The organism is Bacillus sp. ISL-57, from assembly GCF_018613135.1.
Classification (GTDB): Bacteria; Bacillota; Bacilli; order Bacillales; family DSM-1321; genus Peribacillus; species Peribacillus frigoritolerans.
On record NZ_JAGGQV010000012.1, the window covers coordinates 219,607 to 246,588 of the forward strand.

A 26,982-nucleotide genomic window follows, 5' to 3' on the forward strand; every position below is an offset into this window, starting at 1 on the left:
TCGGCGTAAACCCTGTGGGGTCTTCACCTGTCCCGCTGCTTCCGCAGGCAGTCTGGCACTTCCGCTCCAATCAGCCTTAAATAGTTTCGTTTTAAAAACAACGATCTTTACGAAAAGACCCTTTTTTGTAAGAAAAATTGGTTCTTTCCATGCTTTTTGAATACTTTCACTCTGTTAAGGGAACAAATATCCTTGTGAGAGGAGTGGAATTGGTACATATGAAGATTGTAAAGGCATTATTTTTGAGGGTTGCTATTATCATATTATTTATCTTGGCCATCGAATCGACCTTGAATCATGTTTTTGGGGCAGTTCCTGAAGATCATCCTTTTGAAGAGGCAATGAGACAACATCGAATGCTTGGTCTCGAATATAAAGCGATTCATAGTGGGGGGCAAGTGGCAACGCTAATGGCATCGGCATCCGCGAGCAATGGTCCCACGACGATAGCGGAGGCGATCGAGCTTTCGAAATACCCGAAGCATGAAGTTTTGGCCACAGGATATACAGCAGGGTATGAATCAACCGGAAAGTACCCGGAAAGCCCATCTTATGGAATCACATATTCAGGGGTGAAGGTGAAACGGGATTTGTTTTCCACCATTGCCGCCGATCTTGCCATATTCCCTCTCGGAACCATCCTTTGGATTCCGGGCTATGGATATGGGGTTGTAGCGGACAAGGGCGGTGCGATCAAAGGGAATCACCTGGATCTATACTACGAAACGGTACAGGATGTGTACGAGAACTGGGGAAAGAAAACCCTTGAAGTATATGTTGTCCAAAAAGGGAACGGCGAGTTATCCGAACAACAGTTAAGCAGGTTGAATGAAACCAAGATCAAACAGGTATTCAAGCCGAAAATCGCTGAGAAAACATTGAATGAGAATGTAGCTTCCTTTGCTTTTTAAAGAGGAAAGTGAAAGGGTGCCTCAATTGAGGCACCCTTTTCTGTTTCATTTGGGACGTCCTTAGGGCATGCCTTTGTAGGCTTCAGGATGCAGAGTCTTTGCCAATATGGACAGCCCATCCAGCAAACGCGGGGAAGGCCGGCAGAATAAAGGTTCTTCCATGATGTGAATATGGTTATTCCGGACGGCCTTCATATCAGTCCACCCTTGCCGTTTCTTGACAAGAGCCGGGGTTACTTTACGTAAAGGGACACCGACCCAAGCTAAGCAAATATAGTCGGGATCCTTTTTTTGGACTTCTTCGGAAGTAACTTGAATGCTTGCCATATCGACATCCTCGAAAAGGTTATATCCTCCCGCAAGCGTACTGATCTCGGATAACCAATTAACTCCCCCGGGGCTGAATAAGGGATTAGGCCACCATTCCCAATACAGGGATGGCTTTGTTTCGATTTTATCGGCGATGTTTTTATATTGAAGGATGGCATCACGGAATTTGGCAGCCTGTTCCTCTGCTTTTTCCTTAAGATCCATCGCCTCGCCCAAGGTCAGTAAATCTTTTGCGATATCTTCAAGCGATTGCGGGTTGAAGATGATATGTGGGATGTTCCGTTCTTTTAGCCCCTCAATGTTTTTTTCCATGCCCGGTACACTCAGTGAAGCCAGCACCAAATCGGGTTTTAGTGATTCCACATGATCGATATCGATTGATAAGTCGGGCCCCACCTTAGGAAGATGCTGTAGGGTTTCAGGCCAATCAGAGTAGTCATCGATGGCGATCAGCTGATCTTCGATTCCTAGATATGTGCATAGTTCCGTATTGCTGGGGCAAAGAGAGATTATTTTCAAATTGAACACCTACACTTGAAAGATGAAGAAGTGAAGTGCCAATGCAATGAATACTCCTGTCAAGGCTCCGAAAAATACCTCGATTGGCTTATGGCCCAACAGTTCCTTTAATTGCTGCTGTTTCTGTTTATCTGCTTTTTTCTGCCAGTTCTTTGCTTGCTCGACAAAGGTATTGAAGTCGGTAACGAGCTGGTTCAAGACGGCTGCCTGTTCTCCTGCCTGCCGCCTCACTCCTGTCGCGTCGAACATCGTGATGATTGCAAAGATCGCGGCAACGGCAAATACAGGGGAATCCATTCCGGTTTCGATCCCCACCGCCACGGTCAGGGCTGATACGGCCGCAGAGTGGGAGCTTGGCATACCGCCTGTGGAGTTAATGAGTGACCAGTTCACTCTACGAAATGCTATGAAGTGGATGGGAACTTTGATGAATTGAGCAAAGAAAATGGCAATCAATGCTGCGATTAAAGGGAAGTTGAGTAATAATTCCAAGAGTATCAGCCTTCTTTCTAGTTATAAGTAAAGATGAAATCCATATATGGGTAAATGCATCTGTTCGGAATAAGGACCTTATTATTAGTTCCATTCAGTCCTGTCGATTCCCTGCCGGCATAAGTATAAATATGATCTTTCTTATACTATTACTCTAAAGTCACCCATTCTAAACAATATACCTTGTTATTATTATTTTTGCGGACCTTATTCGAAAATTTTTGAAGATTTCGTTATAATGAAAGTAATAGAATGGAGGAGATAGCAGAATGTTCACAGTAAAAAATTCCTTAAATATAGATTTGATTGACGAATGCCTGGTTCTAGGCGTATTTGACAGACCCGTAAAGTTCACAGGGATAGGGAAAGAAGCGGATGAACGATTGGATGGCCAGCTGACGGAGTTAGTGAAAGCCGGAGAAATCTCTTCCAAGAAAAAAACAGTGGTCAAAATACATACATTAGGTAAATTAAGCGTAAAGAGATTGATTTTTGTAGGATTGGGCAAGGAAAAGGAGCTATCTTTTGAAACGCTCCGCGAAGCGTTGGGAAAAGCGCGTAAGACGATTAGAGAATCCAAGATTACGACACTTTCGATCGCGTTGGATACATTCACGACTGAAAATCTGGATGCATTGGACGCAGCGCATGCTTGTTCCGAGGCTTTTGAACTTGCTTCCTATAAGTTTGACGGATACAAGCAAAAATCGAACCAGGTCGAAAAAAGCCTTGAATCGATTACGGTTTACAGTGAATTTGATCAAGAAGAGGTCGGTGCCGCTCTTCATGTAGGGAGGATCTTCGGAAGGGCGACGAACTCAGCCAGAACTTTGGTCAATACACCCGGCAATTTGCTGACTTCCACAGATTTGGCGAATTATTCATCTGCCTTGGGCGAACGTTATGGTTTTGAAGTGGAGATCCTCGAGAAGGAAGACATGCTCAAGTTGGGAATGGGCGCACTCCTTGCTGTCAATAAAGGTTCGGTCGAGCCTCCGAAAATGATCGTCCTGAAGTATCAAGGTAAGGATGAATGGAAGGATGTTATCGGGTTGGTCGGTAAAGGAATCACATTCGATACGGGTGGATACTCATTGAAAACGAAGGCTGGTATCGTTGGAATGAAGACTGATATGGGCGGTGCTGCAGCCGTTTTAGGTGCAATGGAAATCATCGGCGAATTGGGACCGGACCAAAATGTCGTGGCGGTCATTCCTTCCACTGATAACATGATCAGCGGTGATGCATTCAAGCCCGATGACGTGATCACTGCCATGAGCGGCAAGACGATAGAGGTATTGAATACGGATGCGGAAGGCCGGCTGGTTTTGGCGGATGCCATGACTTACGCTAAACATCATGGTGCTGAGTATCTAATTGACGTTGCCACTTTAACGGGTGGTGTCATAACGGCTCTGGGCATGGATATGACGGGTGCAATGACAAATGACACGGAGTTCTATGAACAAGTGGTCAAAGCCTCAGAGGAGGCCGGGGAGCCCATTTGGAGATTGCCGATTACGGAAAAGGATAAAGAGCGGGTGCGCAATAGTAAAATAGCGGATTTGAATAATTCACCTGGAGGGGCGGGACATGCGATCATGGGCGGCGCCTTCATCGGTGAATTTGCCGAAGACACTCCGTGGGTCCATCTGGATATTGCAGGAACTTCCACAACCTCGAGCAACTCCGAATTATGCACATCGGGGGCTACCGGTGTCATGGCACGCACGCTTGCATTATTGGTTGAAACCTTTGAAACGAAAACAAGTTGAACCCAAATATCCGAAGCCGAAAATAGGCTTCGGTTTTTTTACCAAAAAGGTGTTAAACGGACGTTATACATCCCTCCATTTCAAGCTTACGATGATATGGCAATTTTCTTCCCCTGCTTTAGGATAGAAATCAAAACGTATCCCATCGGGGTTATACGTGATATCAGGTTCGTTCTTAATTCCTATCTTGCGGATCATATCGATCACGACATTTTTTTGCGATGCTTGGGCAGCGGTCATCAACCGGTTCGAGAAAGGCTTGGATGCGGCTAAAGTATCCATGACCCTTTTTACATCAAGCATCAAAAATTGCGAGGCATTTGCCGATTTGACTAGCAGATCTGGATTGGTTGCCGAGTAGGGGCGCAATGTCTGATTCCTGGCGTGAGGCGGAAATAGGATAGGATCATATAAAAAATAAGGGAAATCCTCCAAAAGGTTTCCTTCCTTTCATTAGGTCTGTCTATAGACACGTTTTCGTTATACGTTAAAATATGTATAAAGGCCAGCCGATATGATAGCGGTTTGTGTATGACCATTTTCTGCAAAAAAACTTCTTGGAAATTATGATCAAAGATACACTATTATTTGTAAACTGCTTCATTGACAGGTATAGTGTATAGTAATATACTTACTTACCTAAAGTAAGGAGAAGGCACACTATAAATTATAAAAATAGGTGATGTTAACATGAAAATAACCCAGGAAACAAAAGACCTTTTAATAGATAAAATGAATATCATCCAAACCCCCGGTAAAGCTGATATATGCCTTGTGGGACCTGTGAACCTGCCGGTTGAACAAGGAGATTTCTCAACGGTTTTCCAATGGTATACATGGCTACAGCTTGACGGTGCGGATAATGACAAGGATACGGTGCTTGATTCGCTTTCGGAAGCGAACCTCGCTTTTGGACAGCAATCCTCCGTATTGGTTTATGGTGATTTTGAAAAGTCGGAGGATGCACTTGTCCGGATGCATAGCATCTGCCACACAGGTGATATCTTCGGCAGTAAACGCTGTGATTGCGGCTATCAGCTCCACCAATCGATGAAGATGATAGCCGAGCATGGGTGCGGGGCCATTTTTTACCTTGCGGACCATGAAGGAAGAGGGATTGGCCTGTTCTCCAAATCTCTTGCCTATTTGCTTCAGCAGGAAGGTTATGACACGGTCGAGGCGAATGAGGCTTTAGGATTCGAAGACGATACGCGATCTTACGAGGGAGCCATTCGCGTGTTGAGGGAACTGCGTAAGGATCCGGTTACTTTAATCACGAACAACCCCAAAAAGCTGGATGCCCTCATGAAGCATGGACTTGCGGCAAAGGACCATATTCCGCTTTGGGGCGGTTTGACGGAAGATAATAGTTTCTATCTCGATACAAAGGTTAAGAAGTCTGGACATATTCCCACAAAGAAGCCAACTTTGATTGTATAAGGAGAGCTATAGAATGAATGATGATCAATATTACATGAAGCTGGCATTGGATTTGGCGGCCAGTGCTAAAGGAAAGACGAATCCAAATCCAGTGGTCGGGGCAGTCATAGTGAAAGACGGTGTGATAGCCGGGACAGGGATCCACCGTAAAGCGGGTGAACCGCATGCGGAAGTACATGCTTTCAAAATGGCGGGTGAGTATGCAGAAGGTGCAACGCTTTATGTGACTCTTGAGCCTTGTTCCCATTATGGAAAGACACCACCTTGTGCAAATTTGGTGAAAGAATCAGGTGTCCGGCGAGTGGTGGTTGCGACTCAAGATCCTAATCCGGAAGTGGCCGGCAGAGGAATAACCATCATAAGGGATGCCGGCATTGAAGTCGAAGTCGGCGTCCTGGAAAAGGAAGCCCAAAGGTTGAATGAGCGTTTTATTCACAATATGCTGACGGATCGTCCATTTGTCATTTCGAAGTATGCGATGACGCTCGATGGAAAACTTGCAACCCACACAGGCCATTCAAAGTGGATAACAGGAGAAGAATCACGTCATTCCGTTCATTTGCTTCGTGATGAGGTGGATGCCATCCTAGTTGGTATCGGGACTGTGTTGGCCGATGATCCATCACTGACGACCAGACTTCCGGAGGGCGGAGGGAAAAATCCGATCCGGGTCATTTTGGACAGTGAATTACGGGTTCCATTGGATGCCAAAGTTGTACAAGTATCAGATGCGAAAACCTTGATAGTAACGCAGGAAAATGCACCTGCGGATAAAATGGACCTTTTACGTGAAAAAGGGATCGAATTCATTTTCGTCCCCAAAAACGAGACGGGACTGAATCTAAAGGCATTAATGGAAGAGCTGTATAAAAAGGGGATTACGGATGTCTTGCTGGAAGGCGGAAGCGAAGTGAATGCCTCATTCCTTAGGGAAGGGCTCATCGATAAATACTTGATTTATATAGCCCCTAAACTATTGGGCGGTAGAAACTCACTGACACCGTATACCGGCATGAATGTGGATACGATGGATGAAGCGATGGATGTTTCCTTCTCTGGCGTGGAAACGTTTGGTGAGGACATACGCATCACGGCTTATCCTAAATAAAATGGACAACAGGTGAAGAGGCATGTTGGTTAAATCAGATGTATGCATAATCGGTTCAGGTCCTGGAGGTGCCCTGCTGGCTTACCTATTGGCCAAGCAGGACATTTCAGTCGTATTGCTTGAAAGGCATTCTGAAGTTTCAAGGGAGTTCAGGGGCGAGTTCTTGAACGATGAAGGAGAGGGCATTCTTAAAAAGCACGGTTTATTCAATAGTGTGGAAAAACTTGGCTTGCTTAGGATGGAACAAATTGATTATTGGCATGGCGGCCAAATGTTCAAAAGCATTTTCCCGGAATGGCCTGTCGATCATGTTGGGATACATGTCCCTCAAAACCATCTGCTTAAAGCCATATTGAATGAAGCCGAAAAGCTGGACTCCTTTCAATTGATGATGAATACGAGGGTTACCGACTTGTTGCAGAATGAAATGGGCCGTTTTACGGGTGTCAAGGCCCGTAATGGCGGAAATGACCTGGAAGTGCAAAGTCCATTGATAATCGGAGCGGACGGCAGGTTTTCCATCGTTCGGAAAAAAGCGGGAATACCAGTCGTGATTAAAGATCATGGCTATGATTTACTGTGGGCAAAAATTCCTGCTCCGGAGGGGTGGAAGCCCTCGATCAAGATGGCATTGGTCAATGGCTCCCAGGTTGCCCTCTTCACCCAGGCCGGCGGTTTCATCCAAATTGGCTGGAATATAGAGCATGGTTGTTTTCCCCAATTGCGAAAACAGCATTTTGATCCGTTCATTGAAGATTTGCTTCTTGCCTTTCCTGAATTGAAAAAGGTCGTGTGTGAAAATATCCGCTCTTGGCGGGACTTCATTTTATTGGATGTTTACAGCAGCTATTGTGAAACGTGGACAAAGGATGGCGTTGCTTTATTAGGTGATGCAGCCCATACGATGACGCCTACAGGTGCGTTCGGACTCAATTGTGCCATGAAGGATGCCGATATATTGGCCGAGCTTATTTCTGGATGCATCCTGCAGGGGGATACTGGCTTCCTTGGACTTAAAACGGCTGAGCCAAAAAGAAAAGCCGAGATTGAAAGATTACAGGCCATTCAGGTGGACAAGGAGATGTCCTTCGCATCACAGTTTGCCGCCGCTTATGTTTGAATAGGAGTGAAGGATATGAAATTCGGTTTTGATATTGACGATACCCTTATTAACTTGAGGGAGTTTGCGTTCCATCTTTATAATGAAAAGCTTAATACGAACGTAGAGTTAACGAAATTCACGGCTTTAAAGACGTTGGAGATCCATGAAGCATTCGGGCTTGATAAAGAGGCTGGGGGCAAGATGTGGAACAGCCTTGCCGATGAAGTGTATTACTCATCCTGTCCAGCCTTCGAGGGCGCAGTGGAAACGCTGCAGGAGCTTGAACGCGATGGCCATGAAATCTATTACATCACCGCCAGAAAAGCGGAGCATGGTGAACGGACAAAAAAATGGCTGATCGAAAACGGCTTTCCGGTTAAGGATGAACATTTTTACTGCGGGATGAAGGATCATGAAAAAATTGATACGATCCGCAAATTGGAATTGGATTATTATTTTGATGATAAACCGGCAGTGCTGGAAACGTTATTGGATATTCCAACGAAAGTGTACGCAATGGATAACTCCTATAACAGGGAAATGGATATTCCAAGACTGACAAGCTGGTTTGAATTAAAAGAAATCCTCTCCAAATAATACATTTACATGATTGAAGGATGACTTGATAGACTTGGGTCATCCTTTTTTTGTATACTAATATGAATAACGATTCATTTTTTGGTAAAAAAACAAGAGAGTCGGGGGTAATGGGATGGAGAGAAATATTGAAAAGTCATTGATAGGCACGCTTGGGATTGAAATGAAAGAAGTAGGCGAGGGGAAAGTCATTGCGACGATGCCTGTCGATGAACGGACTAGGCAGCCGTATGGTTTATTGCATGGGGGAGCGTCCGTTGCCCTTGCGGAATCCGTTGCAAGCTTTGGCGGGATGCAGCTGGTAGATAGTACAAAACAAGCTGTCGTCGGCCTTGAAATCAATGCCAATCATGTTAGGGGCGTCCGTTCAGGTTTTGTTACCGCAGAAGGGAACATCATCCATCGTGGGAGGACCACGATGGTGTGGGATGTGAAGATCCGTGATGAAGAGGATCATCTTATCTGCATTTCACGCTGTACATTGGCCGTTATCGACTTACCGAAGTCAAAGTGAATCAAAAGAACAATCGCAAATTGGCGCACTGATTCTGCATTATCCGGTTTACGTATAATAAGGGCAGTAGACTAATGTATGAAGAGAGGTTTTTTTATGCTGGTGGGTCATATTCAAGAAATCACCCGTCATCCTGTAAAATCATTCACTGGTGAACAGGTGCAAAAAACGAAGGTGATGGACTATGGACTATATGGAGATCGCAGCCATGCCTTTAAAGGCAAAAATGGGAAGTTCCTGACGATAACCCAAGTCCCGGAAATGGTCCGTTATCAAGCTGCTTTTTCTGGTGAGGAAGCACTTGACCAATATCCGGAAATCCAAGTGAAGACCCCTTCAGGAAACGTTTTGACATGGGGAGAGGGAGCCTTTCAGGAGGAAATGGAACGGTTGTTGAAACAGGATGCAGAACCAGTTGTTTATCATCCTGCACATATTCCGTTAGGTGCGATTGAGGAAGAAAACATCCTGCTTGTCAGTGATGCCTCGATTGGCGAATTGACAAAGCTTTGGGGAAAAGAACTGGATGGCAGGAGATTCAGGCAAAATTTGATTATATCCTTAGTGAACAAAACCCCCTTTTTAGAAGAGCAATGGTTCGGAAAAAGGATTCTAATTGGAAATGAAGTGGAATTGGAGATCAAAAGGCATTGTGAGCGCTGTATGATCATAACTGTCGATCCAAGCGATTCACATAGAGATCCATCACTGCTGAAAACTGTCGTCAAGGAAAGGGAAAATCATTTTGGCGTATACGCCTCGGTCATGCAAACAGGTGAAATCAGAGTGGGCGACCAGGTACTTTTAATAGATTGAAATAGAAAAGAGCTGCTCCTGTAATCAGGGCAGCTCTTTTGCAATGGCAGGGATCACCGGGTTTTCTTTAAATCATCCTGGACACTCCGATCCCACATTTTTACGCCAGTATGATAAGCCGAGCGCATGATTAAATGTCCGGCAACAGGACTGGTCATGAAGATGAAGATGATCGCGAGCACGACCCGGAAATCGAAATGGCTATGTTTATAATAAAAATATAACAAGGTGCCGATCAGGATGAACATGATTCCAAGTGTCGAGCTTTTTGAGGCAGCGTGATTTCTTGTATAGACGTCGGGCAGCCGGATGATGCCGAAAGCCGAGACTAAAAAGAGAAAGACTCCCATTAATAGGAATAGGGCCGATAGGATTTCAACGATTGCGGTCATCTTCGATTATCTCCCCTTTCTCAAGGAATTTGGCGAAAGCGACCGTCCCGATGAAAGATAGGATTCCGAGCAGAAGAATGGCTTCCAGATATGCGCTTGTATCCATGACAATGGAGGCAAGTGCAACGATTGCGATAAGATTGATTCCCATTGCATCGAGTGCGATGACCCGATCCGGCACGGAAGGCCCTTTGATTAAACGGTATAAGAATCCAATCATGGAAAGCGAAACACCGAGCAACGCGATTTTAAGCATTAGATCGAACATTATTTGCCCACCTCCATAATCGCTTTTTCAAATGTATTTTTAATGCTGTCCACAGCCTCATCCTTGTCGGCAATATCCATCGCGTGGATATAAAGAATCCGATTATCTTCCGATACTTCAACGACAAGTGTTCCTGGTGTAAGTGTAATTAAATTCGATAGTATCGTAATTTCCCAATCCTTGGTCAGCACGGTTTCAAATGCGAATATGCCAGGTCTCATATCCAGTCTCGGTTTAAGCACAGCCTTAAGGACGCTTATGTTGGAAAGTATGAGTTCCCTTGCGAATATGAGCAGCAATAGAACGACGGCATTCACCCTTTTCAAGTAAAAACGATCATTGAAAAAATGACGGAAGACGAACATGATGCCGAGCCCCAATAAATATCCGATGATAAAAGTGCTCCCGTTAAACTCATTTTTTAAAAACATCCAGATAAACGCAAGGAACACATTCAGTAAAATTTGGAATGACATCAGGCACTACTCCTTTAAAACCGCTTTGTTATAGATTTCGGGATTCATTAATGAATCTACAGCTTGTGTAATGTATGGGTAAACCGATTCTGTCCCTATTCCGAATAAAACGGAAATGATGACGAGGAGGACTGCCGGAACCAGCATTTTATTAACCTTTCCATTAGTTAAGGCATAATCAGCTTTTGGAGTTCCCCAAAAGCCATTCATGAATATTTTCATGACGGAATAGAGGACCATCAAGCTTGAAATTAAGACAACGGCCATTCCCAAGTATGCCCCTTTTTCTGCAGCTCCCTGAAGAATAAGGAGCTTGCCGGCAAAACCGCTGAACGGCGGGATTCCCGCCAATGATATGGCCGCTATGAAGAAGGTCCATGCAACGGCAGGGTATTGCTTGATCAAGCCGCCCATGTCCCGTAAATCATCCGATCCGCTGATTTTGATCATGATGCCCACCAGAAGGAAGAGTGCAGCCTTGATCAGCATGTCATGAATGATATAAAGAATGGAACCCGATAAGGCCTGTTCATTCATGACGGAGATGCCGAATATGATAACCCCGACGGCGATGATGATATTGTAAATGATGATTTTTTTTACATCCCAATAAGCTATCGCCCCAATGACACCGATGATGATGGTCAAGATTGCAAGTATCGCAAGGAATGTATGTGTGAAATCCTGGTCATGATAAAACATCAGTGTATAGGTCCGGAAAATGGAATAGATCCCGACCTTCGTCAGCAATGCCCCGAATAGAGCCATCACTGGAATGGGCGGAGCATAATAAGAACCAGGCAGCCATTGGAAAAGCGGGAAAATGGCTCCCTTCAAACCGAAGACGATCAGAAAGCCAATCGCTATCACCGAGATGATTCCAGGCTGGTTGACTTCCGTTATCCTTTGGCTGATGTCAGCCATGTTCAATGTGCCTAGAACTGAATAAAGATACGCCACCATGATGACGAAAAAGGAAGAGGATAGCACATTGACGATGATATACTTCAATGATTCCCTCAGCTGGATTTTCGTACCTCCCAGCACAAGCAGCACGTAGGAAGCCATCAGCATGACTTCGAAGAATACGAATAGATTGAAAAGATCCCCCGTTAGGAAGGCACCGTTTACCCCGATCAGCAAAAATTGAAATACAGGATAGTAATAATGTCTTTCACGTTCTTCCCCTATGGAGTAAAACGAATAAAGCAATATGGCCAATCCAATGATATTCGTAGTCAGTACGAGCAGCGAAGAAAGCATATCTGCGACGATCACGATCCCGAATGGCGCCTCCCAGCTGCCGACGCCTAAAGTCATGATCCCTTGAGAATGGACCGTAAACACTAAATAAAGGGAAATTACAATTCCGATAAAAGAGGAAAAAAGCGATATCCCTCTTTGCAGCTTGATTTTCTTGGAAAAGAATATGAGTAGGATGCCTGTGAAAAGCGGCCATAAAACAGGCATGAAAGTAAGATTATTCATTCGTTTCCGTACCTCTCATTTCTTCCATGTCATCTGTACCGAGTTCCTGGTAGGTCCGATAAGCAAGTACCAGCAGAAATGATGTAACCCCGAAACTGATGACGATCGCCGTCAAGATAAGCGCTTGCGGAAGCGGATCGACATATGATGCAGCTTCATCACTTAACAATGGAACGGAACCGCCTTTCAAACCGCCCATCGTCAAAATCAAAAGGTGGGCGCCGTGACTGAGCAGCCCGGTACCGATTATGATTCTTAAAATGCTTTTGGAAAGCATTAAATAGGTCGCACACATAAATAGTATTCCAATGACAATGGCCATTAAAAGTTCCATTATTCACTCTCCCCTATCGTTTGAATAATGGTCATCGTTACACCAACAACCACAAGATAAACACCCAGATCAAATAGTACCGCGGTATGAAGCGAGATGTGTCCAAGAAGCGGAAGATCAACATATTGATAGACATGTGTCATGAGGGGCACCCCGAATACCAGCCCGCCTGCCACGGTCAGGCTTGATATGAACAGGCCTGAACCGATCATTAACTTATAGTCGATCGGCAAAATGCCGGTGACGGTTTTAATGTCGAAAGCGAGCAACAGCAGGACTATGGCGGCTGAAGTCATTAAACCGCCGACAAACCCGCCGCCCGGCGAATAATGCCCGCCTAAAAAGATGGCTACCGCAAACAGCAGGATAACAAAGGCGGCGACTTTCGTAACCGTTTGGAGAATCAGGTCATTTTGCTTCATGATTTATCTTTCCCCCCTGTCAAACGCAATTTGATCATCGCGAATATTCCGAGCGCAGCGATGGAAAGGACAGTGATTTCAAACATCGTATCAAGTCCGCGGAAGTCAACGAGAATGACATTTACGACGTTTTTCCCGCCTGCTTCCTTATAAGCATTTTCAAGATAGTACCTGGATATGGAATCAAATAGTTTATTGCTATGTGCCGATAAGGCGATCAATGTGACGATGACTCCTACACCAATAGATATCATGGCATTATTCAACTTGAACGTCATCCGTTCTTCCTTTCTGCTTGCCATTAACGGAAGGTGGAAGAAACAGAGCAAAAACAGCGATACCGAAATCGTTTCGATGACTAGTTGAGTCAAGGCTAAATCAGGTGCCCGCAGCAAAACGAAAAATAGGGAAATCGTATAACCGACGGCTCCTAAGATGATTATGGAAGTTAAACGGGATCTTGCAAACAGAATGGCGACGGAGCCAATCACAATGATTCCGGATAATACCAATTCATATATGCCGATCGGGGCAAAACTCCCTGCATCCAATTTAAACGCATCCTTCCAATAGAGCGTAAAGCCTAAGGAAAGAATGAAGAAAAGGAAGATTGAAAGCAGATACGTCCGAATCGAACCTGTCATTAATACTTTTATGACGAAGGAAGCTGAACGTTCGAGCCCTCTTACCCCTTTATCATACAAAGCATTCAGGGAGATGCGTTCAGGAATCCACTGAGTGACTTTCTGCCACTTCGGAAGCGTTTTGTATAATAGAATTCCAAATGCTATGATGCCGATGGTCATCCATACTTCTGGTCCGAATCCATGCCAGAAGGCGATATGGACTCGGAAATCCGGTCCCGCCAAGCTTGGCTGTATGCCGGCTACCGCAGGTTTAATGATGGATGAAGACAGCAAGTTTGGAAAAATACCGAAAACGATGACCAACGAAGCAAGGATGATCGGGGATATCAGCATCCCGACCGGTGCCTCGTGGGGTTTCTTTTCCAAAAGTTGTAACTGAAGTTTACCTGTAAAGGGTTTGAGAACGACAATCATGCTATAAATAAAAGTGAATACACTGGCTACCCATGAAACCACAGGGAACAGGAACCCCCATGTCTCCATATTGAAGATATTCAATTCCAATACATTCACCATGCTGGCCAGGAACATTTCCTTGCTTAAAAAACCATTGAAGGGCGGAAGTCCAGCCATTGAAAAAGCACCTATCACAGCGACAGTGAAAGTGATGGGCATCAACTGCATCAATCCGCCAAGCTTTCTGATATCACGCGTACCGGTTTCATGATCAATGATGCCTGCAACCATGAATAGGCTCCCTTTAAAGGTCGCATGATTAATCAAGTGGAATACTGCTGCAACCGTGGCTGCCAAGTATATATTTTCCCCCAACGTTTCATAGTGGAGTGCCGCAGCACCAAGTCCCAAAAGCGACATGATCAATCCGAGCTGACTGATGGTGGAAAAAGCGAGAATCCCCTTCAAATCAGTCTGCTTGATTGCAGAGAATGAGCCCCAGAACAGGGTGATCAAGCCGGCGATCGAAACGAGCCAGAACCATAATCCTGATTCTGCAAAAACAGGGCTTAATCGGGCAACCAAATAAATACCAGCCTTGACCATTGTGGCGGAATGAAGGTAAGCACTGACCGGAGTAGGGGCTTCCATCGCGTCAGGAAGCCAAATATGGAACGGGAACTGTGCGGATTTAGTGAACGCGCCAAGCAGCACAAGCAAAAGGGCAGGAACGAAGAGCGAGTGGTCCATAAGTTCCCCGCTTTGGGCAATCAATTCACGTATGCTGAATGTGTTCCCCATAATGGAAAGGAGAATGAAGCCTCCAAGCATGCTTAAGCCCCCAAGCACAGTGATCAGCAGCGATTTCTGCGCCCCATAACGTGAACGCTCCCTCTCATTCCAATATCCTATCAATAGAAAAGATGATAAACTCGTGAATTCCCAAAACGAATAAAGGACTATTAGATTATCGGAAAGGACGACACCAAGCATCGCCCCCATGAAAAGCAAAAGGAAGACGTAAAATTGGTTCAGCTTTTCTTTTTCCTTCGATAAATAGAAAATTGAATAAAGAACGACGAGTGAACCAATACCAGTAATGAGCAAGGCAAACAAAAGCCCTAGTCCATCCACATAGAAATCAACATCAATTCCCAGAGAAGGAATCCATGTTGCGCTTTCCATGATGATATCCCCTTGTTTGGTCAAGGAAATGAACCTTGAAAAATAGGTGAAAAGGAGAATCGGTAAAATCAATACAAACCATCCTGTATGTATTTGTCGAAATAGTTTGTACAATATCGGTACAATAATTGCTAATAGAAACGGTGATAATACCGCCCAATGAAGTAAAGACATAAACTCCCCCCCTTTTTTTAAAACGAAGTCAGTCGTCTTATTATGCTTTTTTCGGGCAATCCTAGACGTTAGGAAACTTCGTTGAATATGTATTTTTTTATCGAATCCTTGCCTCGCTTAAAAGTATAACGCAATTTATGTGGGTTTGCATGGCTTTAAAAACGGTGAAGGCCAACTTGAATGATGTTTTATATATAGGTAGAAAAGGAGGGGTAACCACCCTGAAAAATTTATTAAAAAAAGTTTTTCAACGGTGAATGAGTGGAGTACCCATTGTGAAATCGTGGATTATCTTGCATAATATAGGATAAAAGGCGCATGGATGGAGAAATCATGAAAAACACCTATTTATTTAGTTATTTACCAATCATATCAACACTATTATTCAGCCTCTCCTTTTCCATTTATGGGGAAATGCAAATGCTCAAGTTATTTGGAAATTTGGGAATCTACCAAGGGATGCTGGAGTTCTTTTCTGAAGCCGGCATCAAGCTGGCGCTGCTGATCGTATTGCTCCTTTTATTCTTCATGGTTTTTGCTGCATTGAAGCTGATTTCCGATACGATAATGGAGCTGTCTTTATTATTCTTTTCCAAGGATTCGGAGGGGAAAGCCTTGAACAGTGTAAGAAAGGGGTCAGTCATTTATGTGATTGGCGGTGCCTGTTCATTGTTCAGTGTTCAATTCATCTTCGGACTTGGGTCGATCTTTATCGCGACGAATGTCGTGGCTTTAATTTATTTTGTCAATAAGTTGAGCCCGAGCCTGAATTTGTCGAGGCTAGTGGGATTGGTTTTCTTTCCAATCTTCGTTTGGACAGCACTGATTTCAATAGTCGCTTTTGCGGGATTGAAGCTCTATAACAGCGTCATTGCAAGTCTTCCCATATAGCAAAAAAGAAGGTGCCATGCGGCACCTTACAGACTGTAGACAATATAATGAGTTGCCTACAGTTTTTTTGTAAAATTAAATGAACGTTGATTTCCACTCCAGGCACTCGCTTTCCGCGGGCGGTCAGGGAGCCTCCTCGGCGCCAGCGCCTGCGGGGTCTCCCTTCGACGCGCGTTCCCGCAGGAGTCTCGTACCTTACGTTCCAATCAACTTTGTTTTAACATTTAGATGGAACTTCTTTTATCGACAACAGGAAGGTGCCATCAGAATGTAGACAAACTTAATAATAATGGAGTTGCCTTACAGTTATTTTGAGGGAGTGTAAAATTAAATGAACGTAGATTTCCACTTCAGGCTCTCCCTTTCCGCCGGCTGTCTGCCAAGCCTCATCAAAGTAAGCGTCTAGCAGGGGCTTGGCTAGCTGGTTATTGGACAGGCGTGTCGAGAATTTTTTCAATCGATTCAGGTTTCATCCCCTGTCAAACAAATCATGGAGTAGGACCATGTCTTGTTTTAAAATCATGGTAATAATTCCATGATTAAATCGTGCAGGGATTGAGACCATTTCGAACCTCATTTTATTGACAAACTAAGAAGGTGCCACATCGGCACCTTCTTTTTTCACTCGGCAGTCTGGCTGATATCTTTCCAAATCAATAGATGGGGTGAATGTGAATAAATGGATTGTAGATTGGATGGCTTATCCCTTCCAATCCAAACCCCTGTTGTATAGTTTGCTGTCAGACCGACGAACCACATGTCTTTGACATCATTGGTCGTACCGGTTTTACCGCCGACATAGTCTGTAGGAAAGTAGGCTTTGCGGGCTGTCCCGGAAAGGGTTGTTTCATGGAGCAGCTGCCGCATCTTGGCTACGGTTCGTTTGTTCCATATCTCTTTAGAGCGGTCTTTCCATTTATAAAGGACTTTACCTTCTTGGTCGGTGACTTTTGTGATGGCACGCGCTGGCTGATAGTTTCCGTCATGGAAGGAAGTATAGGCATTTGTGAGTTCAAGGGGACTCATGCCATATTCGAATCCGCCTATGGCCGAACTCGTATGGTGGTCTTTTTTGCTCACCTTTTTAAAGTCGAAAGCATCCAGGTACTTGAAACTCGTTTCCATCCCCGTCTTTTCAAAGAGTCTTATGGCAGGTGTGTTATAGGACTGAGCGAAGGCAGTTCTTAGTGTGACCATCCCATAGCTGTCGCCGCTATAATTCTTTGGACAATAGCTATTGCTGCAATAGCTTGCTCCGCTTACGAGCTGATTGATGCCAGCATCCGTTTCTTCTAAATAGGGAGCATAATCGAGAAGCGGCTTAATCGCTGACCCTGGCTGCCTATAGCTTTGGTAAGCCCGGTTGAAAGAATTTTTTTTATAATCTTTTCCCCCAATCAAAGAGACAAGCTCGTGCGTATGATGCTGTATAACCACTAAAGCTCCCTCGATATCATTGACACCGATTTTTGATTGTACAGCAGTCTTTGATTGTGTTTGCAGTTTAGTATCGAGTGCGGTATGGATGGTTACACCGGAGTTTAAAAGCTCTTTGACCTTTTTATCCAGCTCGGCTTCCGCGTTCTTACGTATAGCGACATCAGTGCTTTGCAGAGATTTGTCGAGACCCTCGGAGGATGCCACCAGGTTTTTCAATTCCTGATGAACATATGTTACGTAATCGGGATATAGGTCGACCGGGGTGGACAAGTCTAATTTAATCGTACTTTTGATAAGCCTTTCGTACTCGGCCTGTTCTAAAGCACCATTGGCAACCATTTGTTCCAGCATTCTCTCCTGCCGCTTTTTCGTCGCATCGAAATGTTCAAGGGGATTATAGTATTCCGGATTATTAGGGATTGCGGCAAGGAAGGCAAGTTCCGCCTTGGTTAACTCTCCAGTCGGTTTACTGAAATAATATTGGGAAGCAGCTTCGATTCCATAAGCTCCATTACTGAAATAGATGGCATTCAAATACAGCTCCATGATTTCCGGTTTTGATTTTTTTCGTTCTATCTGATAGGCATAAATGAGTTCGCTGAGTTTTCGGTTATATGTCCTATCATGTGATAGATAAACATTCCTGGCAAGTTGCTGGGTAATGGTGCTGCCGCCTTGTTCGATTGTTTTATTTTGTGAATTGATAAGAAGCGCCCTGCTTATGCCGGAAAGGTCGACTCCTGCATGATCATAAAATTTCTGGTCCTCTGTAACGATGAACAGATTTTCCAGGAAAAGGGGGATGTCTTCAAGTTTTAAGTAAGTCCGTTTCTCACCAGTGGATATTTCACTGATGACCTTTCCATTTGCGGCCTTCATGTAACTATTCTGAGCCAGTTCTATCGATTCAACAGGAATCCGCTCTTCGAGTACATGATAGGGAGATTGCGCTAAGGACCACTCCTGATGGGAAAGGAAAATGAAAAGGATCAATACGGGAACTAAGAGGGAAATCGTGATATAGCCAAGATACGTGCGCATAGTTCAACTTCCTAACTAATATATTTTTAGTATGTCCTTGGAATGAAGGCGTGAAAAAATGGTACTTTTGGTTCATTCATCCATCATAATCCAAAAAAGGTAGACAATAAAGAGTTTTGGGTAAATTAGGTATGACAGTAAGCGCGGTATCCGAATGGTGTGTTGCGATCCAAAGAAAAAAATTTCTAAATCTTCTGTTATAATAATCTCGTGAGAAAATCCATGTTTGTTTATATGTTGATGTCAGGAATATGAAGGGGGTCATAAAAATGGAGGAACAACAGCAATATGTATTCATAGATTTTGAATTTACGATGCCGGAAGGAAAAGCCAATCCAACGGGGTTTTATCCGGAAATCATTGAGGTTGGTTTAGTCACGGTCATTAATGAAACCATTGAGGAACAATTCTCATCTTTTGTTAACCCATTGAAATTTCCAGTTTTAACGGGAAGATGCAAGAAGTTCTTGAACATTACCCAGGATCAGGTGGACCGGGGGATATCATTTGAAGAGCTGGTTGCGTTATTGAAGAAAATAGATGAACAGCACCCGACGACGATTGTTACTTGGGGAAATATGGACATGAAGGTGCTTCGCCAGAATTGTCAGAAGGCAGGATTGGATTTCCCTTTTTCAGGGAAGGAAAATGATCTTTGCCTGGAGTATAAACGCTTTTTCGGGGATCAAAATCAAACGGGACTTTGGAAGGCTGTACAGGCCTATGGCAAAGAAGGGACAGGCAAGCATCACAGGGCGCTGGATGATGCGATTACGACATATAATATCTTTAAGTTAGTGGAGAAAGATAAAAGTTATATGAAAAATCATGAACCGACGACAATTGGCGACCGCATTGATTTATCAAAAGTATTGAATCATTTAGCGTTATAAAAGCCAAATCATATACTACTGATTTGGCTTTTAAGCTTTATTTGAAATAATCCGCCGCTAGATCTTCAAGCAACTGTAAGCTTTTATCATTCCACTCTGTTTGGGCTTCGCTTAAAGTGCCTTTCATTTTCGCAACAGCTTCTCTTAAGGATTCCTTATACTCCGGAATCTCCTCATTGAAAGTCCTTACCATATTCTTTGGTACATTGGTTTGCTCCCGGAATGCAAGAGCACGCCGCTGATGGAACATGGACACTTCCGTTTGCTTCGGGTTATGAAGGTCTCCCTGCATGGGGTGCTTCAAAACAGCCAACACTTTAACAAGATATGCAGCAGGTCTGATATCGGTGACTTCCCCGATGTATTTTCCAGTTTTATATATGGCGGTAACCTTATCGCCGATTTTAAAATCCTGTTCTGACATTTCCCTACCACCTTTCTTTTAACTCCCTTCATGATACATAAGAACAACGATTTTTCACAGCGAATTTGTTCAATTTCGTAAAGATGCTTTTTTTATGAAAATCGTGTAAAGTGTACGAATGAAGATGAAAAATGGTGTTTCATGCCATTTTATTTTAAAAAGAAAGAGGTTATGTACAATGACAAACTTTCCGCAATTAACAAGTGAAGTTTTGGAAAATGAAAAAGCGGTCATCATGCAAACGACGATGGGCGATATTAAAATTAAACTATTTCCTGAACTGGCTCCAAAGACAGTGGAGAATTTCTTGACACATGCTGAAAACGGTTATTACGAAGGAATCATCTTCCACCGTGTCATCAAGGATTTCATGCTTCAAGGCGGAGATCCTACAGGGACTGGAATGGGTGGAGAAAGTATTTGGGGAGCTCCATTTGAGGACGAGTTCTCCATGCAATTATTCAATCTGCGCGGAGCTCTTTCCATGGCTAATGCAGGCCCGGGAACTAACGGCAGCCAATTCTTCGTCGTACAAGCCCAGCATGTGGACAGCAGGATGGGTGAGCAAATGAAGCAAGCCGGTTATCCGGAAGAAATCATCAGTGCTTATATGGAACAAGGAGGCACACCATGGCTGGATCATAAACACTCTGTTTTTGGACAAGTGGTCGAAGGCATGGACGTTGTTGATACGATTGCTAACGTAGAGACAGTTGCGGGAGACAAGCCAGCAGTGGACGTTGTCATTAAAGGGATCACCATTTTATGAATAAAAGAGAAGCGAGGGGCTCAGTGCCTCTCGTTTTTTATGTTTTAGTGGATTAGGCCCACTAGTGGATTGTTCTGGAAATTGATATAATGAGAGAATGCAGTTTAATTCCCTATCAGGAAGGATGTAACGGATGGACTTTCTCAATCATGCTTTACTAGGTTTGTTTCTTTACTTTCCGGAAGACAAGACTGAATATATCTCGGCTGGTATAACTTGCTTCATTTTTTTAGTGGCGGCCGTTTTTACGATGAGGGCAATTATAAGATATTCAAAGAAGGAAGAATTGAAAACGAAGCAATTCGAAGATGAGGTCACCAGAAGGAACCAGCGTATAAAGGATGATACCATTTCCTGATCCCGGAAGGTGCCTGCATCGCGAGCCCCGTTTTTGGATATGATTATCTGAATATGAATGGTATTATGTTTTGTTAGAAGGTCGTAAAGAATTAAATGTTCCCTTCTTAGCATAAGCATTTTATACTAGAAGCATAGAGATAGAAATTTTGGGGGCGTAATTGGTTATGCAAATCGTAGCTAAAAGAATGATTGCGGCAGATACGGTCAAGGATTTTTTCATTCAGCACTGGGAGACGACTCAAGTCGTTTTTTCAAGAGGCTTGTTTCATTATGCGGAACTTGAGGGTGTTGGGGTGGTGGACGAGAATGGAAAAATCACGGGGTTGGGAACATACAAATTATCCGACCATGTATGTCAGATCATCTCTTTGAACAGTGAGCATGAGAATCAAGGTGTGGGCTCATCATTGCTTTATGTGATGGAAAATATCGCTAAGGAAAAAAATTGCCATACTATTAAAGCGATTACAACGAACGATAATCTACAGGCATTGAAGTTTTTTCAAAAGCGTGGTTATGTCATTTCGGAAATCGTTAAAAATGCCGTGGAAGAATCACGGAAAATCAAGCCGGAAATACCATTTTACAGTTTTGATGGAATTCCGATCCGAGATGAGATCATACTGGAGAAATGCTTATAATAAGGTGAAATTCACCTGGATATTGATAGGGGGAATAGTTATGTTTAAGAAAATGGCGGCTGATGCCCTTGGTCTTAGTGATATTGGAAGTGTGATTAGTCCTGCAGATTTTGATAAGGTGGATGCAGATGATTATATCATGCATGAAGATGGGGAAAAAATTTATTTCCTGATTAAATCGAAAACCGATGAGTACTGTTTCACGAATCAAGCGTTCATACATTTGGACGGCACAAGTGCGATTAGCAAAAAGCGAACACTTACAAGATATAGCTACAGCCAGTATACGATTTCCAATGCCACGCTTGAAACAGCAGGGACAGTGGATTTGGATGCGGAAATTAAATTTTCGATCGGTGCAAAGACTTTCTCCATTGATGTGCATAAGAAATTCATTGAAGAATTAAAGGATTTGTTCAAATCACTCGTGAAAATATCGGAAATTTGCCATGAGAATGAGTTTGCCCTTCAATATGCCCAGCAAAGCGTAAACCTTGCTTCTTCCACCTTGAACCAGGTTCGAACTGATGGAAGCCAAATGGCTGCAAGTTTCAAGGAAATTAATTCGGCCGCTTTCGAATGGTTGATGGACAGCCGGAAAAAGTACCATGTGAAAGATTTTGGCTTTGTTTTTGAGAAATATATCAATAATTAAAAAAGAAGGCGAACACAGAATGATGTGTCCGCCTTCTTTTTTAATTATTCAAATCACTCAATCCAGGGCTATGTTCATTAGGCATATCCGGCATTTCAGGCACAGGGAATCCTTTTGGCGGCTCGGTAACAGCAAGGTTTCCGCCATTTCGGCTCGGGGTCTCGCCTTGGAAAATCTGACTGATACGTGTTTGGTCCATCCTGAAATTGAATTGGGCATTATGGTAGCCTAAATCCACATATTTGCGGCATTCAGGATATTTGTTCAAGTCATAATTAGGTACAGGGAAGATTTTTCCCCAGTCGACCCCAAGCGTTTCCAGTGCCTTGGCAAATGCATTTTGGTGGGAATTGTCGCGAACCATTAAAAATGCCAGTGTTTCGCGCATTGTTTTATTGGAACTCATTTCATAAATCCTGGACTTTTGCAGGACTCCCGTAGATTCAAGCATGACATTGTTCAAAAGGTTGGCCACAAGATTACCGTGATCATAAACCCATGATCCGTTCCATGGATTGCCGCCAGCATCGACGGGCAGGGATGCTTTCGCACCGACGATGAAATGGTGGGGGTTTGCACCGCCTTTGATGACTTCATCCAATGGGGCGCCATCGATACCGGAATCTCCAGGCATATCCCCGCCAGCACCATTCAGCAGCTGATTGATGGTTGATTGGACAAGTTCGACGTGGCTCAGTTCCTCTAAGAAAACCCCGCGAATTAAATCACGATATTGTTTAGCTTTGCCGCGGAAGTTGGCGCTTTGGAAAGAATATTGCATCATTGTCCGCATTTCCCCGAATTGCCCTCCAAGCGTTTCCTGAAGCACTTTTGCTGCATTTGGATCAGGCTTATCGGGAACGATCATATTGATTAAGTCTTCTTTATAGAAATACAAATGGAAGCACTCCTTAAAATTAATATTTCTAAGTTAGCTTCTGTTATCTGAATTAAATTATTCCTAAGGTAAAAAGTACCTTTATGGAATGACGGGAAGAGAGAAATACTAGAGGGAAGAACGATTTTGAAAGGATGTTGCACATGCTATCCAATCAGCAGCTAAAAGAATTTCAACAGCAATTGCAGCAAACGAAGCAAGAGTTGGAAGAGCGATTAAATGATTCAGGCAACCACGATTTAAGAAGAAGCCTGGAGGATTCGACTGGTGAGTTATCGAGTTACGATAATCATCCCGGAGATGAAGGAACCGAGTTATATGAACGGGAAAAGGATTTGGCCCTTTCCGAGCATGATCGGGATGAAATAAGGGATATTGAACGAGCGCTTTCTGCCATCGAGGCAGGTGAGTATGGAAAATGCGAGGTTTGTTCAAAGGAAATACCTCTTGAACGTTTGAAAGCAATCCCTACTACGACTTATTGTGTCGAACATACCCCCTCACAGGAAACTTCGGACAATAGGCCGGTGGAAGAGGAAGTGCTGGGACCCCCATTCGGGAGGTTTGATTATGATGACCGGCATGAATCGGTCGCGTACGATGCGGAAGATTCTTGGCAGGATGTTGCCAGTTATGGAACATCTGAAACGCCTTCCGATTTCGTAAATCCGCCAAACGATTACGAAGATATGTATGTCGAGTCCGAAGAAAATGTCGGCTATGTGGAAAATTATGAAAATTTCGTTGGTGTGGATATATACGGTAAAGAGGTAAAGGTTTATCCGAACTCCCAATATGAAGAATTGAAGGAAGAACTTTTTGAAGAAAATATTCAAACCCCGTTTGGGGATTTGCCCCGATATGAGCATGATCCTTATGTGGATGAAGAAAAAGATTGAAAAAGAAGAACCAGGATTCTAAGCCTGGTTCTTTTTTATTTAAGAAAAAGCCAATTTCAACCGGTTTAGCCCATCCATCAGGACGCTGCGTGAACAACCGAGATTCATGCGGACGAAACCTTCTCCGCCAGGTCCGTATTTAGAACCAGGCTCCAATGCCAGCTTCCCTTGATGGATCAGTCGATCCTTTATTTCCTTGTCGTTCAATCCAAGGTCACGGCAGTCAATCCATAAAAGGTAAGAGGCTTCCGGATGCATGACATGCAGTGAAGGAATTTCGGCTGCAATGAATTCCTCTGCCACTTTTATATTCTCCTCAATGTAGCCAATCATGTCTTCAAGCCATTCCAAGCCCTCCCGATACGCGGCTTCCATTGCTGTTAAGGCAAAGATGTTAAGGCCATGGAAGGCCAGTTTCGTTTGCGCCATTTGCAATTGCTTCTGCAATCTTTCATTACTGGTGATCAGGAATGAAGCCTGAAGTCCGGCAATATTGAAAGTTTTGCTTGGCGCCATCAAAGTAACGGTCCTATCCGCTAATTTTTCTGAAAGCGAGCCGATCGGATAATGCTTGGATGTTGTATGGAATAAGTCGGCATGTATCTCATCACTGACGATGACTACATCATATTTTTCACATAGCTCCCCGATCCGCAGGAGTTCGTCCTTTGTCCAAACGCGTCCGCCAGGGTTATGCGGACTGCAAAAAAGGAATAGTTTCACTCCGCTTTTCAGCTTGTCCTCAAAATCGCTGAAATCAATCTCGAAGCGGTCCTTTTCTATGATAAGGCGACTATTGACCACTTCCCGGTCATTATTTTTGATCATATCAAAAAATGGGGTATAGACGGGAGATTGTAACAGTATTTTATCACCCGGGTTCGTGAATGCCTGGATCGTTGTACCGATTGCGGAAACGACACCGGAGCTGAATGAAATCCACTTCTTATCGATTTGCCAGGAGTGCCGGTCTTTAAGCCAGCTTTGAATTTCAGTGAAAACTGTTTCAGAAGGGACGGTATAGCCGAAAATTGGATGATTCAAGCGTTCCATCAATGCCTTTTGAATGCCCTCAGGAGATGGGAAGTCCATATCGGCAACCCACATTGGCAGAACATCCTCGCGCCCATATAAGGATGTGAGGAAGTTTTTATCCCATTTTGCAGACCCTGAATTTTCCCTGTTGATTTGTTCTTCAAAAATTGATTTGTTCAAAATATACACCACCGAATAAAAATTTGTCGTTTTCGCGAAAAGCCTGTTGTTATGATACTATGATATCATGTTCTTTGAAAATATTGAGCAGGTGATAAATTAGATGGATACACAGCAAATGAATTTAGCATTGGTTGCCGTTTTACAAGAATGGGACCCTTTCAAGATAGGTTGGGATCTATATGAGCCGGAAATTGCAGATACGGTCGTAGCAATCCGGGATATAGATGACCCGAAGGAGCTGGCGGAAAAAATAAAATCCATTTACGAGTTCGCATTCGATGAGTCCATTCAGATGGAAAAGTGCCTGGACGTTGCACGAAAGCTGCTCATCATAAAAAATGATGCCAGCTGTTCGATATAAAGGTGAAAAAGGTGTACCCGGAAATCAGGGGCACCTTTTTTACGTTGTTTTCTTTGCTCTAATACTCAAAGTTTGTTCAGTTAACTGATGGTTTGCGCAGAATACTCGTGAGTTTTGGCGATTTATTGGTGAATTGTGCTTTTACTCGTGAGTTTGTGCAGTATACTCGTGAGTTTCAGTGATTTACCCGTGAGTTTCGCCCATTTACTCATGAATTTCACCCATTTACTCGTGAGTTTACGTTGGGGTGGCTACTCCGATAAACCCCTTAATTAGTTGATACACTTCTTCAGGTTTCTCCTCTGGAAGAAGGTGCCCGGAATCCTCAATGACAACAAGCTCTGAATTAGGCAGGTCTTCATGGAGCCTTTCGCCGATATTCAATGGCACCACTCGATCATGTCTTCCCCAAATAAGCAGGCATGGTGTATGAATATCACTAAGGTCCTCCTTCAGCAAATCGATTTCCTTATCTCGAAGCATCCTTCCCAATGCCCGGAAAATATCATGCTTCTTTATGAATGGCCCTAGATATCCCTGCCGCATTTCATCGTCAATCATCGCCGGGTCATGGACGACATTTTTCAAGTTCTTTTCGATACCCGATTTTTGCAGATACCGTTTTATCCCGTATGAAAAGAAAGGCAGGTAACTGACCATCTTCATTTTTTCCGAATAGCCGGGCTGATAGCCTGAGCCGGCAAGTAGAATGGCATGGTCGACAAGAGCAGGATATGACTTGATGAGCTGCAGGGATATCTGCCCGCCCATGGAATGGCCGATGATATTGAATTTCCTGATGCCTTTTCCCTCCAGGAACATAACGACGGATTTAGCGATGTTTCGGAATGAATATGTATATCGATAATCTTTTCCGCTTTGCCCGAATGGCGGGAGGTCTATGGAGATCACATTATATTCCTTGATTAAATGGGGGACTAATTTACGGAAACTGAAGCTCGATGACAAAAATCCGTGAAGCAGGACAAGGGTGGGGAGAGAATCATCGATTCGGTCATATTCAAAATAGATTTCGATATTCCCTACCCGTTCGAGACCTTTGATTGTATGCCTTTCCATATAAGCTCCTCCTCCGTTTTGTTCCA

At 43.8% G+C, this 26,982-nt stretch carries 31 protein-coding genes; 16 read left to right on the top strand and 15 right to left on the bottom strand.

Annotation, left to right across the window (positions count from 1 at the left end; translation table 11 throughout):
- Window positions 1-218 precede the first annotated feature (218 nt).
- Window positions 219-911, top strand: coding sequence for a 3D domain-containing protein (locus tag J7I90_RS17685; protein WP_048687644.1), 693 nt, complete (start codon window positions 219-221; stop codon window positions 909-911).
- 60 nt (window positions 912-971) lie between these two features.
- Here the strand turns inward: J7I90_RS17685 and J7I90_RS17690 are convergent, their stop codons facing one another.
- Both J7I90_RS17690 and J7I90_RS17695 read right to left on the bottom strand, forming a co-directional pair.
- The gene (locus tag J7I90_RS17690) at window positions 972-1,760 is read right to left on the bottom strand and encodes a cobalamin-binding protein (RefSeq protein ID WP_214773093.1); all 789 of its coding nucleotides are present in this window, start codon (window positions 1,758-1,760) and stop codon (window positions 972-974) included.
- Window positions 1,761-1,769: 9 nt separating this feature from the next.
- Window positions 1,770-2,252, bottom strand: coding sequence for a divergent PAP2 family protein (locus J7I90_RS17695; RefSeq protein WP_214773094.1), 483 nt, complete (start codon window positions 2,250-2,252; stop codon window positions 1,770-1,772).
- Between the two features lie 269 nt (window positions 2,253-2,521).
- Between J7I90_RS17695 and J7I90_RS17700 the strand changes: the two genes are divergently transcribed.
- The gene (locus tag J7I90_RS17700) at window positions 2,522-4,027 is read left to right on the top strand and encodes a leucyl aminopeptidase (RefSeq protein ID WP_214773095.1); all 1,506 of its coding nucleotides are present in this window, start codon (window positions 2,522-2,524) and stop codon (window positions 4,025-4,027) included.
- 63 nt (window positions 4,028-4,090) lie between these two features.
- Here J7I90_RS17700 and J7I90_RS17705 read toward each other — a convergent pair whose 3' ends face one another.
- Window positions 4,091-4,462 carry a YuzC family spore coat inner layer protein gene (locus tag J7I90_RS17705; RefSeq protein WP_214773096.1) on the bottom strand — a complete coding sequence of 124 codons (372 nt, stop codon included), beginning with the start codon at window positions 4,460-4,462 and terminating at the stop codon, window positions 4,091-4,093.
- Window positions 4,463-4,717: 255 nt separating this feature from the next.
- On the opposite strand from J7I90_RS17705, the gene J7I90_RS17710 reads away from it, so the two are divergent.
- The 6 genes from J7I90_RS17710 to J7I90_RS17735 all read left to right on the top strand — a co-directional run bounded on the left by J7I90_RS17710 (window position 4,718) and on the right by J7I90_RS17735 (window position 9,604).
- On the top strand, window positions 4,718-5,467 hold the full coding sequence (locus tag J7I90_RS17710) for a GTP cyclohydrolase II (protein WP_057278041.1): 750 nt from the start codon (window positions 4,718-4,720) through the stop codon (window positions 5,465-5,467).
- 13 nt (window positions 5,468-5,480) lie between these two features.
- Window positions 5,481-6,575, top strand: a complete 1,095-nt coding sequence (gene ribD / locus J7I90_RS17715) for a bifunctional diaminohydroxyphosphoribosylaminopyrimidine deaminase/5-amino-6-(5-phosphoribosylamino)uracil reductase RibD (RefSeq protein WP_214773097.1) — start codon at window positions 5,481-5,483, stop codon at window positions 6,573-6,575.
- Between the two features lie 22 nt (window positions 6,576-6,597).
- Window positions 6,598-7,695 carry an FAD-dependent monooxygenase gene (locus tag J7I90_RS17720; protein ID WP_214773098.1) on the top strand — a complete coding sequence of 366 codons (1,098 nt, stop codon included), beginning with the start codon at window positions 6,598-6,600 and terminating at the stop codon, window positions 7,693-7,695.
- 15 nt (window positions 7,696-7,710) lie between these two features.
- Complete coding sequence (locus J7I90_RS17725) at window positions 7,711-8,274, top strand: 5' nucleotidase, NT5C type (protein ID WP_214773099.1); 564 nt, start codon at window positions 7,711-7,713, stop codon at window positions 8,272-8,274.
- Window positions 8,275-8,389: 115 nt separating this feature from the next.
- Complete coding sequence (locus tag J7I90_RS17730; RefSeq protein ID WP_202315673.1) at window positions 8,390-8,788, top strand: hotdog fold thioesterase; 399 nt, start codon at window positions 8,390-8,392, stop codon at window positions 8,786-8,788.
- A gap of 96 nt (window positions 8,789-8,884) precedes the next feature.
- Window positions 8,885-9,604 (top strand): MOSC domain-containing protein, encoded by a 720-nt coding sequence (locus J7I90_RS17735; RefSeq protein ID WP_214773100.1) that lies wholly within the window; start codon window positions 8,885-8,887, stop codon window positions 9,602-9,604.
- A gap of 53 nt (window positions 9,605-9,657) precedes the next feature.
- Here the strand turns inward: J7I90_RS17735 and mnhG are convergent, their stop codons facing one another.
- The 7 genes from mnhG to J7I90_RS17770 are packed head-to-tail and all read right to left on the bottom strand — an operon-like array spanning window position 9,658 to window position 15,386.
- A complete protein-coding gene (gene mnhG / locus J7I90_RS17740; protein ID WP_048687653.1) occupies window positions 9,658-9,996 on the bottom strand; it encodes a monovalent cation/H(+) antiporter subunit G in 339 nt (112 codons plus the stop codon).
- Window positions 9,980-10,252: a Na(+)/H(+) antiporter subunit F1 gene (locus J7I90_RS17745; protein WP_370023645.1), complete on the bottom strand. Its 273-nt coding sequence runs from the start codon at window positions 10,250-10,252 to the stop codon at window positions 9,980-9,982. The genes mnhG and J7I90_RS17745 overlap by 17 nt, the downstream gene beginning before the upstream one ends.
- Before the next feature lie 11 nt (window positions 10,253-10,263).
- Window positions 10,264-10,740 carry a Na+/H+ antiporter subunit E gene (locus J7I90_RS17750; protein WP_214773101.1) on the bottom strand — a complete coding sequence of 159 codons (477 nt, stop codon included), beginning with the start codon at window positions 10,738-10,740 and terminating at the stop codon, window positions 10,264-10,266.
- A gap of 6 nt (window positions 10,741-10,746) precedes the next feature.
- Entirely contained in the window at window positions 10,747-12,228 is a 1,482-nt protein-coding gene (locus tag J7I90_RS17755) for a Na+/H+ antiporter subunit D (RefSeq protein ID WP_214773102.1), read from the bottom strand.
- Window positions 12,221-12,562, bottom strand: a complete 342-nt coding sequence (locus J7I90_RS17760) for a Na(+)/H(+) antiporter subunit C (protein WP_054398868.1) — start codon at window positions 12,560-12,562, stop codon at window positions 12,221-12,223. Before J7I90_RS17760 ends, J7I90_RS17755 begins: the two co-directional genes overlap by 8 nt.
- Window positions 12,562-12,984: a Na(+)/H(+) antiporter subunit B gene (locus J7I90_RS17765; protein WP_034310256.1), complete on the bottom strand. Its 423-nt coding sequence runs from the start codon at window positions 12,982-12,984 to the stop codon at window positions 12,562-12,564. Before J7I90_RS17765 ends, J7I90_RS17760 begins: the two co-directional genes overlap by 1 nt.
- Window positions 12,981-15,386: a Na+/H+ antiporter subunit A gene (locus J7I90_RS17770; RefSeq protein ID WP_214773103.1), complete on the bottom strand. Its 2,406-nt coding sequence runs from the start codon at window positions 15,384-15,386 to the stop codon at window positions 12,981-12,983. The genes J7I90_RS17765 and J7I90_RS17770 overlap by 4 nt, the downstream gene beginning before the upstream one ends.
- A gap of 318 nt (window positions 15,387-15,704) precedes the next feature.
- On the opposite strand from J7I90_RS17770, the gene J7I90_RS17775 reads away from it, so the two are divergent.
- Complete coding sequence (locus tag J7I90_RS17775; protein WP_251025354.1) at window positions 15,705-16,277, top strand: DUF5366 family protein; 573 nt, start codon at window positions 15,705-15,707, stop codon at window positions 16,275-16,277.
- Window positions 16,278-16,898: 621 nt separating this feature from the next.
- Here J7I90_RS17775 and J7I90_RS17780 read toward each other — a convergent pair.
- Complete coding sequence (locus tag J7I90_RS17780) at window positions 16,899-18,758, bottom strand: transglycosylase domain-containing protein (RefSeq protein WP_214773104.1); 1,860 nt, start codon at window positions 18,756-18,758, stop codon at window positions 16,899-16,901.
- Between the two features lie 269 nt (window positions 18,759-19,027).
- Here J7I90_RS17780 and kapD point away from each other — a divergent pair, with 269 nt between their 5' ends.
- Window positions 19,028-19,651 carry a 3'-5' exonuclease KapD gene (gene kapD, locus J7I90_RS17785; protein WP_034310264.1) on the top strand — a complete coding sequence of 208 codons (624 nt, stop codon included), beginning with the start codon at window positions 19,028-19,030 and terminating at the stop codon, window positions 19,649-19,651.
- Window positions 19,652-19,688: 37 nt separating this feature from the next.
- Here the strand turns inward: kapD and kapB are convergent, their stop codons facing one another.
- Complete coding sequence (gene kapB, locus J7I90_RS17790) at window positions 19,689-20,075, bottom strand: kinase-associated lipoprotein KapB (RefSeq protein WP_214773105.1); 387 nt, start codon at window positions 20,073-20,075, stop codon at window positions 19,689-19,691.
- Between the two features lie 178 nt (window positions 20,076-20,253).
- Between kapB and J7I90_RS17795 the strand changes: the two genes are divergently transcribed.
- From J7I90_RS17795 to J7I90_RS17810, 4 genes are all read left to right on the top strand, one after another.
- Entirely contained in the window at window positions 20,254-20,844 is a 591-nt protein-coding gene (locus tag J7I90_RS17795; protein ID WP_034310270.1) for a peptidylprolyl isomerase, read from the top strand.
- Between the two features lie 133 nt (window positions 20,845-20,977).
- The gene (locus tag J7I90_RS17800; protein ID WP_034310272.1) at window positions 20,978-21,202 is read left to right on the top strand and encodes a hypothetical protein; all 225 of its coding nucleotides are present in this window, start codon (window positions 20,978-20,980) and stop codon (window positions 21,200-21,202) included.
- Window positions 21,203-21,368: 166 nt separating this feature from the next.
- The gene (locus tag J7I90_RS17805; RefSeq protein ID WP_214773106.1) at window positions 21,369-21,845 is read left to right on the top strand and encodes a GNAT family N-acetyltransferase; all 477 of its coding nucleotides are present in this window, start codon (window positions 21,369-21,371) and stop codon (window positions 21,843-21,845) included.
- Between the two features lie 40 nt (window positions 21,846-21,885).
- Entirely contained in the window at window positions 21,886-22,500 is a 615-nt protein-coding gene (locus J7I90_RS17810; RefSeq protein WP_214773107.1) for a PH domain-containing protein, read from the top strand.
- 40 nt (window positions 22,501-22,540) lie between these two features.
- On the opposite strand, the gene J7I90_RS17815 is transcribed toward J7I90_RS17810, so the two are convergent.
- Window positions 22,541-23,398, bottom strand: a complete 858-nt coding sequence (locus J7I90_RS17815) for a manganese catalase family protein (RefSeq protein WP_053536722.1) — start codon at window positions 23,396-23,398, stop codon at window positions 22,541-22,543.
- A 143-nt stretch (window positions 23,399-23,541) separates the two neighbouring features.
- Here J7I90_RS17815 and J7I90_RS17820 point away from each other — a divergent pair, with 143 nt between their 5' ends.
- Window positions 23,542-24,297, top strand: a complete 756-nt coding sequence (locus J7I90_RS17820; RefSeq protein WP_214773108.1) for a TraR/DksA C4-type zinc finger protein — start codon at window positions 23,542-23,544, stop codon at window positions 24,295-24,297.
- 39 nt (window positions 24,298-24,336) lie between these two features.
- Here J7I90_RS17820 and J7I90_RS17825 read toward each other — a convergent pair whose 3' ends face one another.
- A complete protein-coding gene (locus J7I90_RS17825) occupies window positions 24,337-25,512 on the bottom strand; it encodes a MalY/PatB family protein (protein ID WP_214773109.1) in 1,176 nt (391 codons plus the stop codon).
- 103 nt (window positions 25,513-25,615) lie between these two features.
- Here J7I90_RS17825 and J7I90_RS17830 point away from each other — a divergent pair, with 103 nt between their 5' ends.
- Complete coding sequence (locus J7I90_RS17830; RefSeq protein ID WP_048882924.1) at window positions 25,616-25,876, top strand: DUF1871 family protein; 261 nt, start codon at window positions 25,616-25,618, stop codon at window positions 25,874-25,876.
- A 237-nt stretch (window positions 25,877-26,113) separates the two neighbouring features.
- On the opposite strand, the gene J7I90_RS17835 is transcribed toward J7I90_RS17830, so the two are convergent.
- A complete protein-coding gene (locus J7I90_RS17835; RefSeq protein ID WP_214773110.1) occupies window positions 26,114-26,956 on the bottom strand; it encodes an alpha/beta fold hydrolase in 843 nt (280 codons plus the stop codon).
- Window positions 26,957-26,982: the final 26 nt, after the last annotated feature.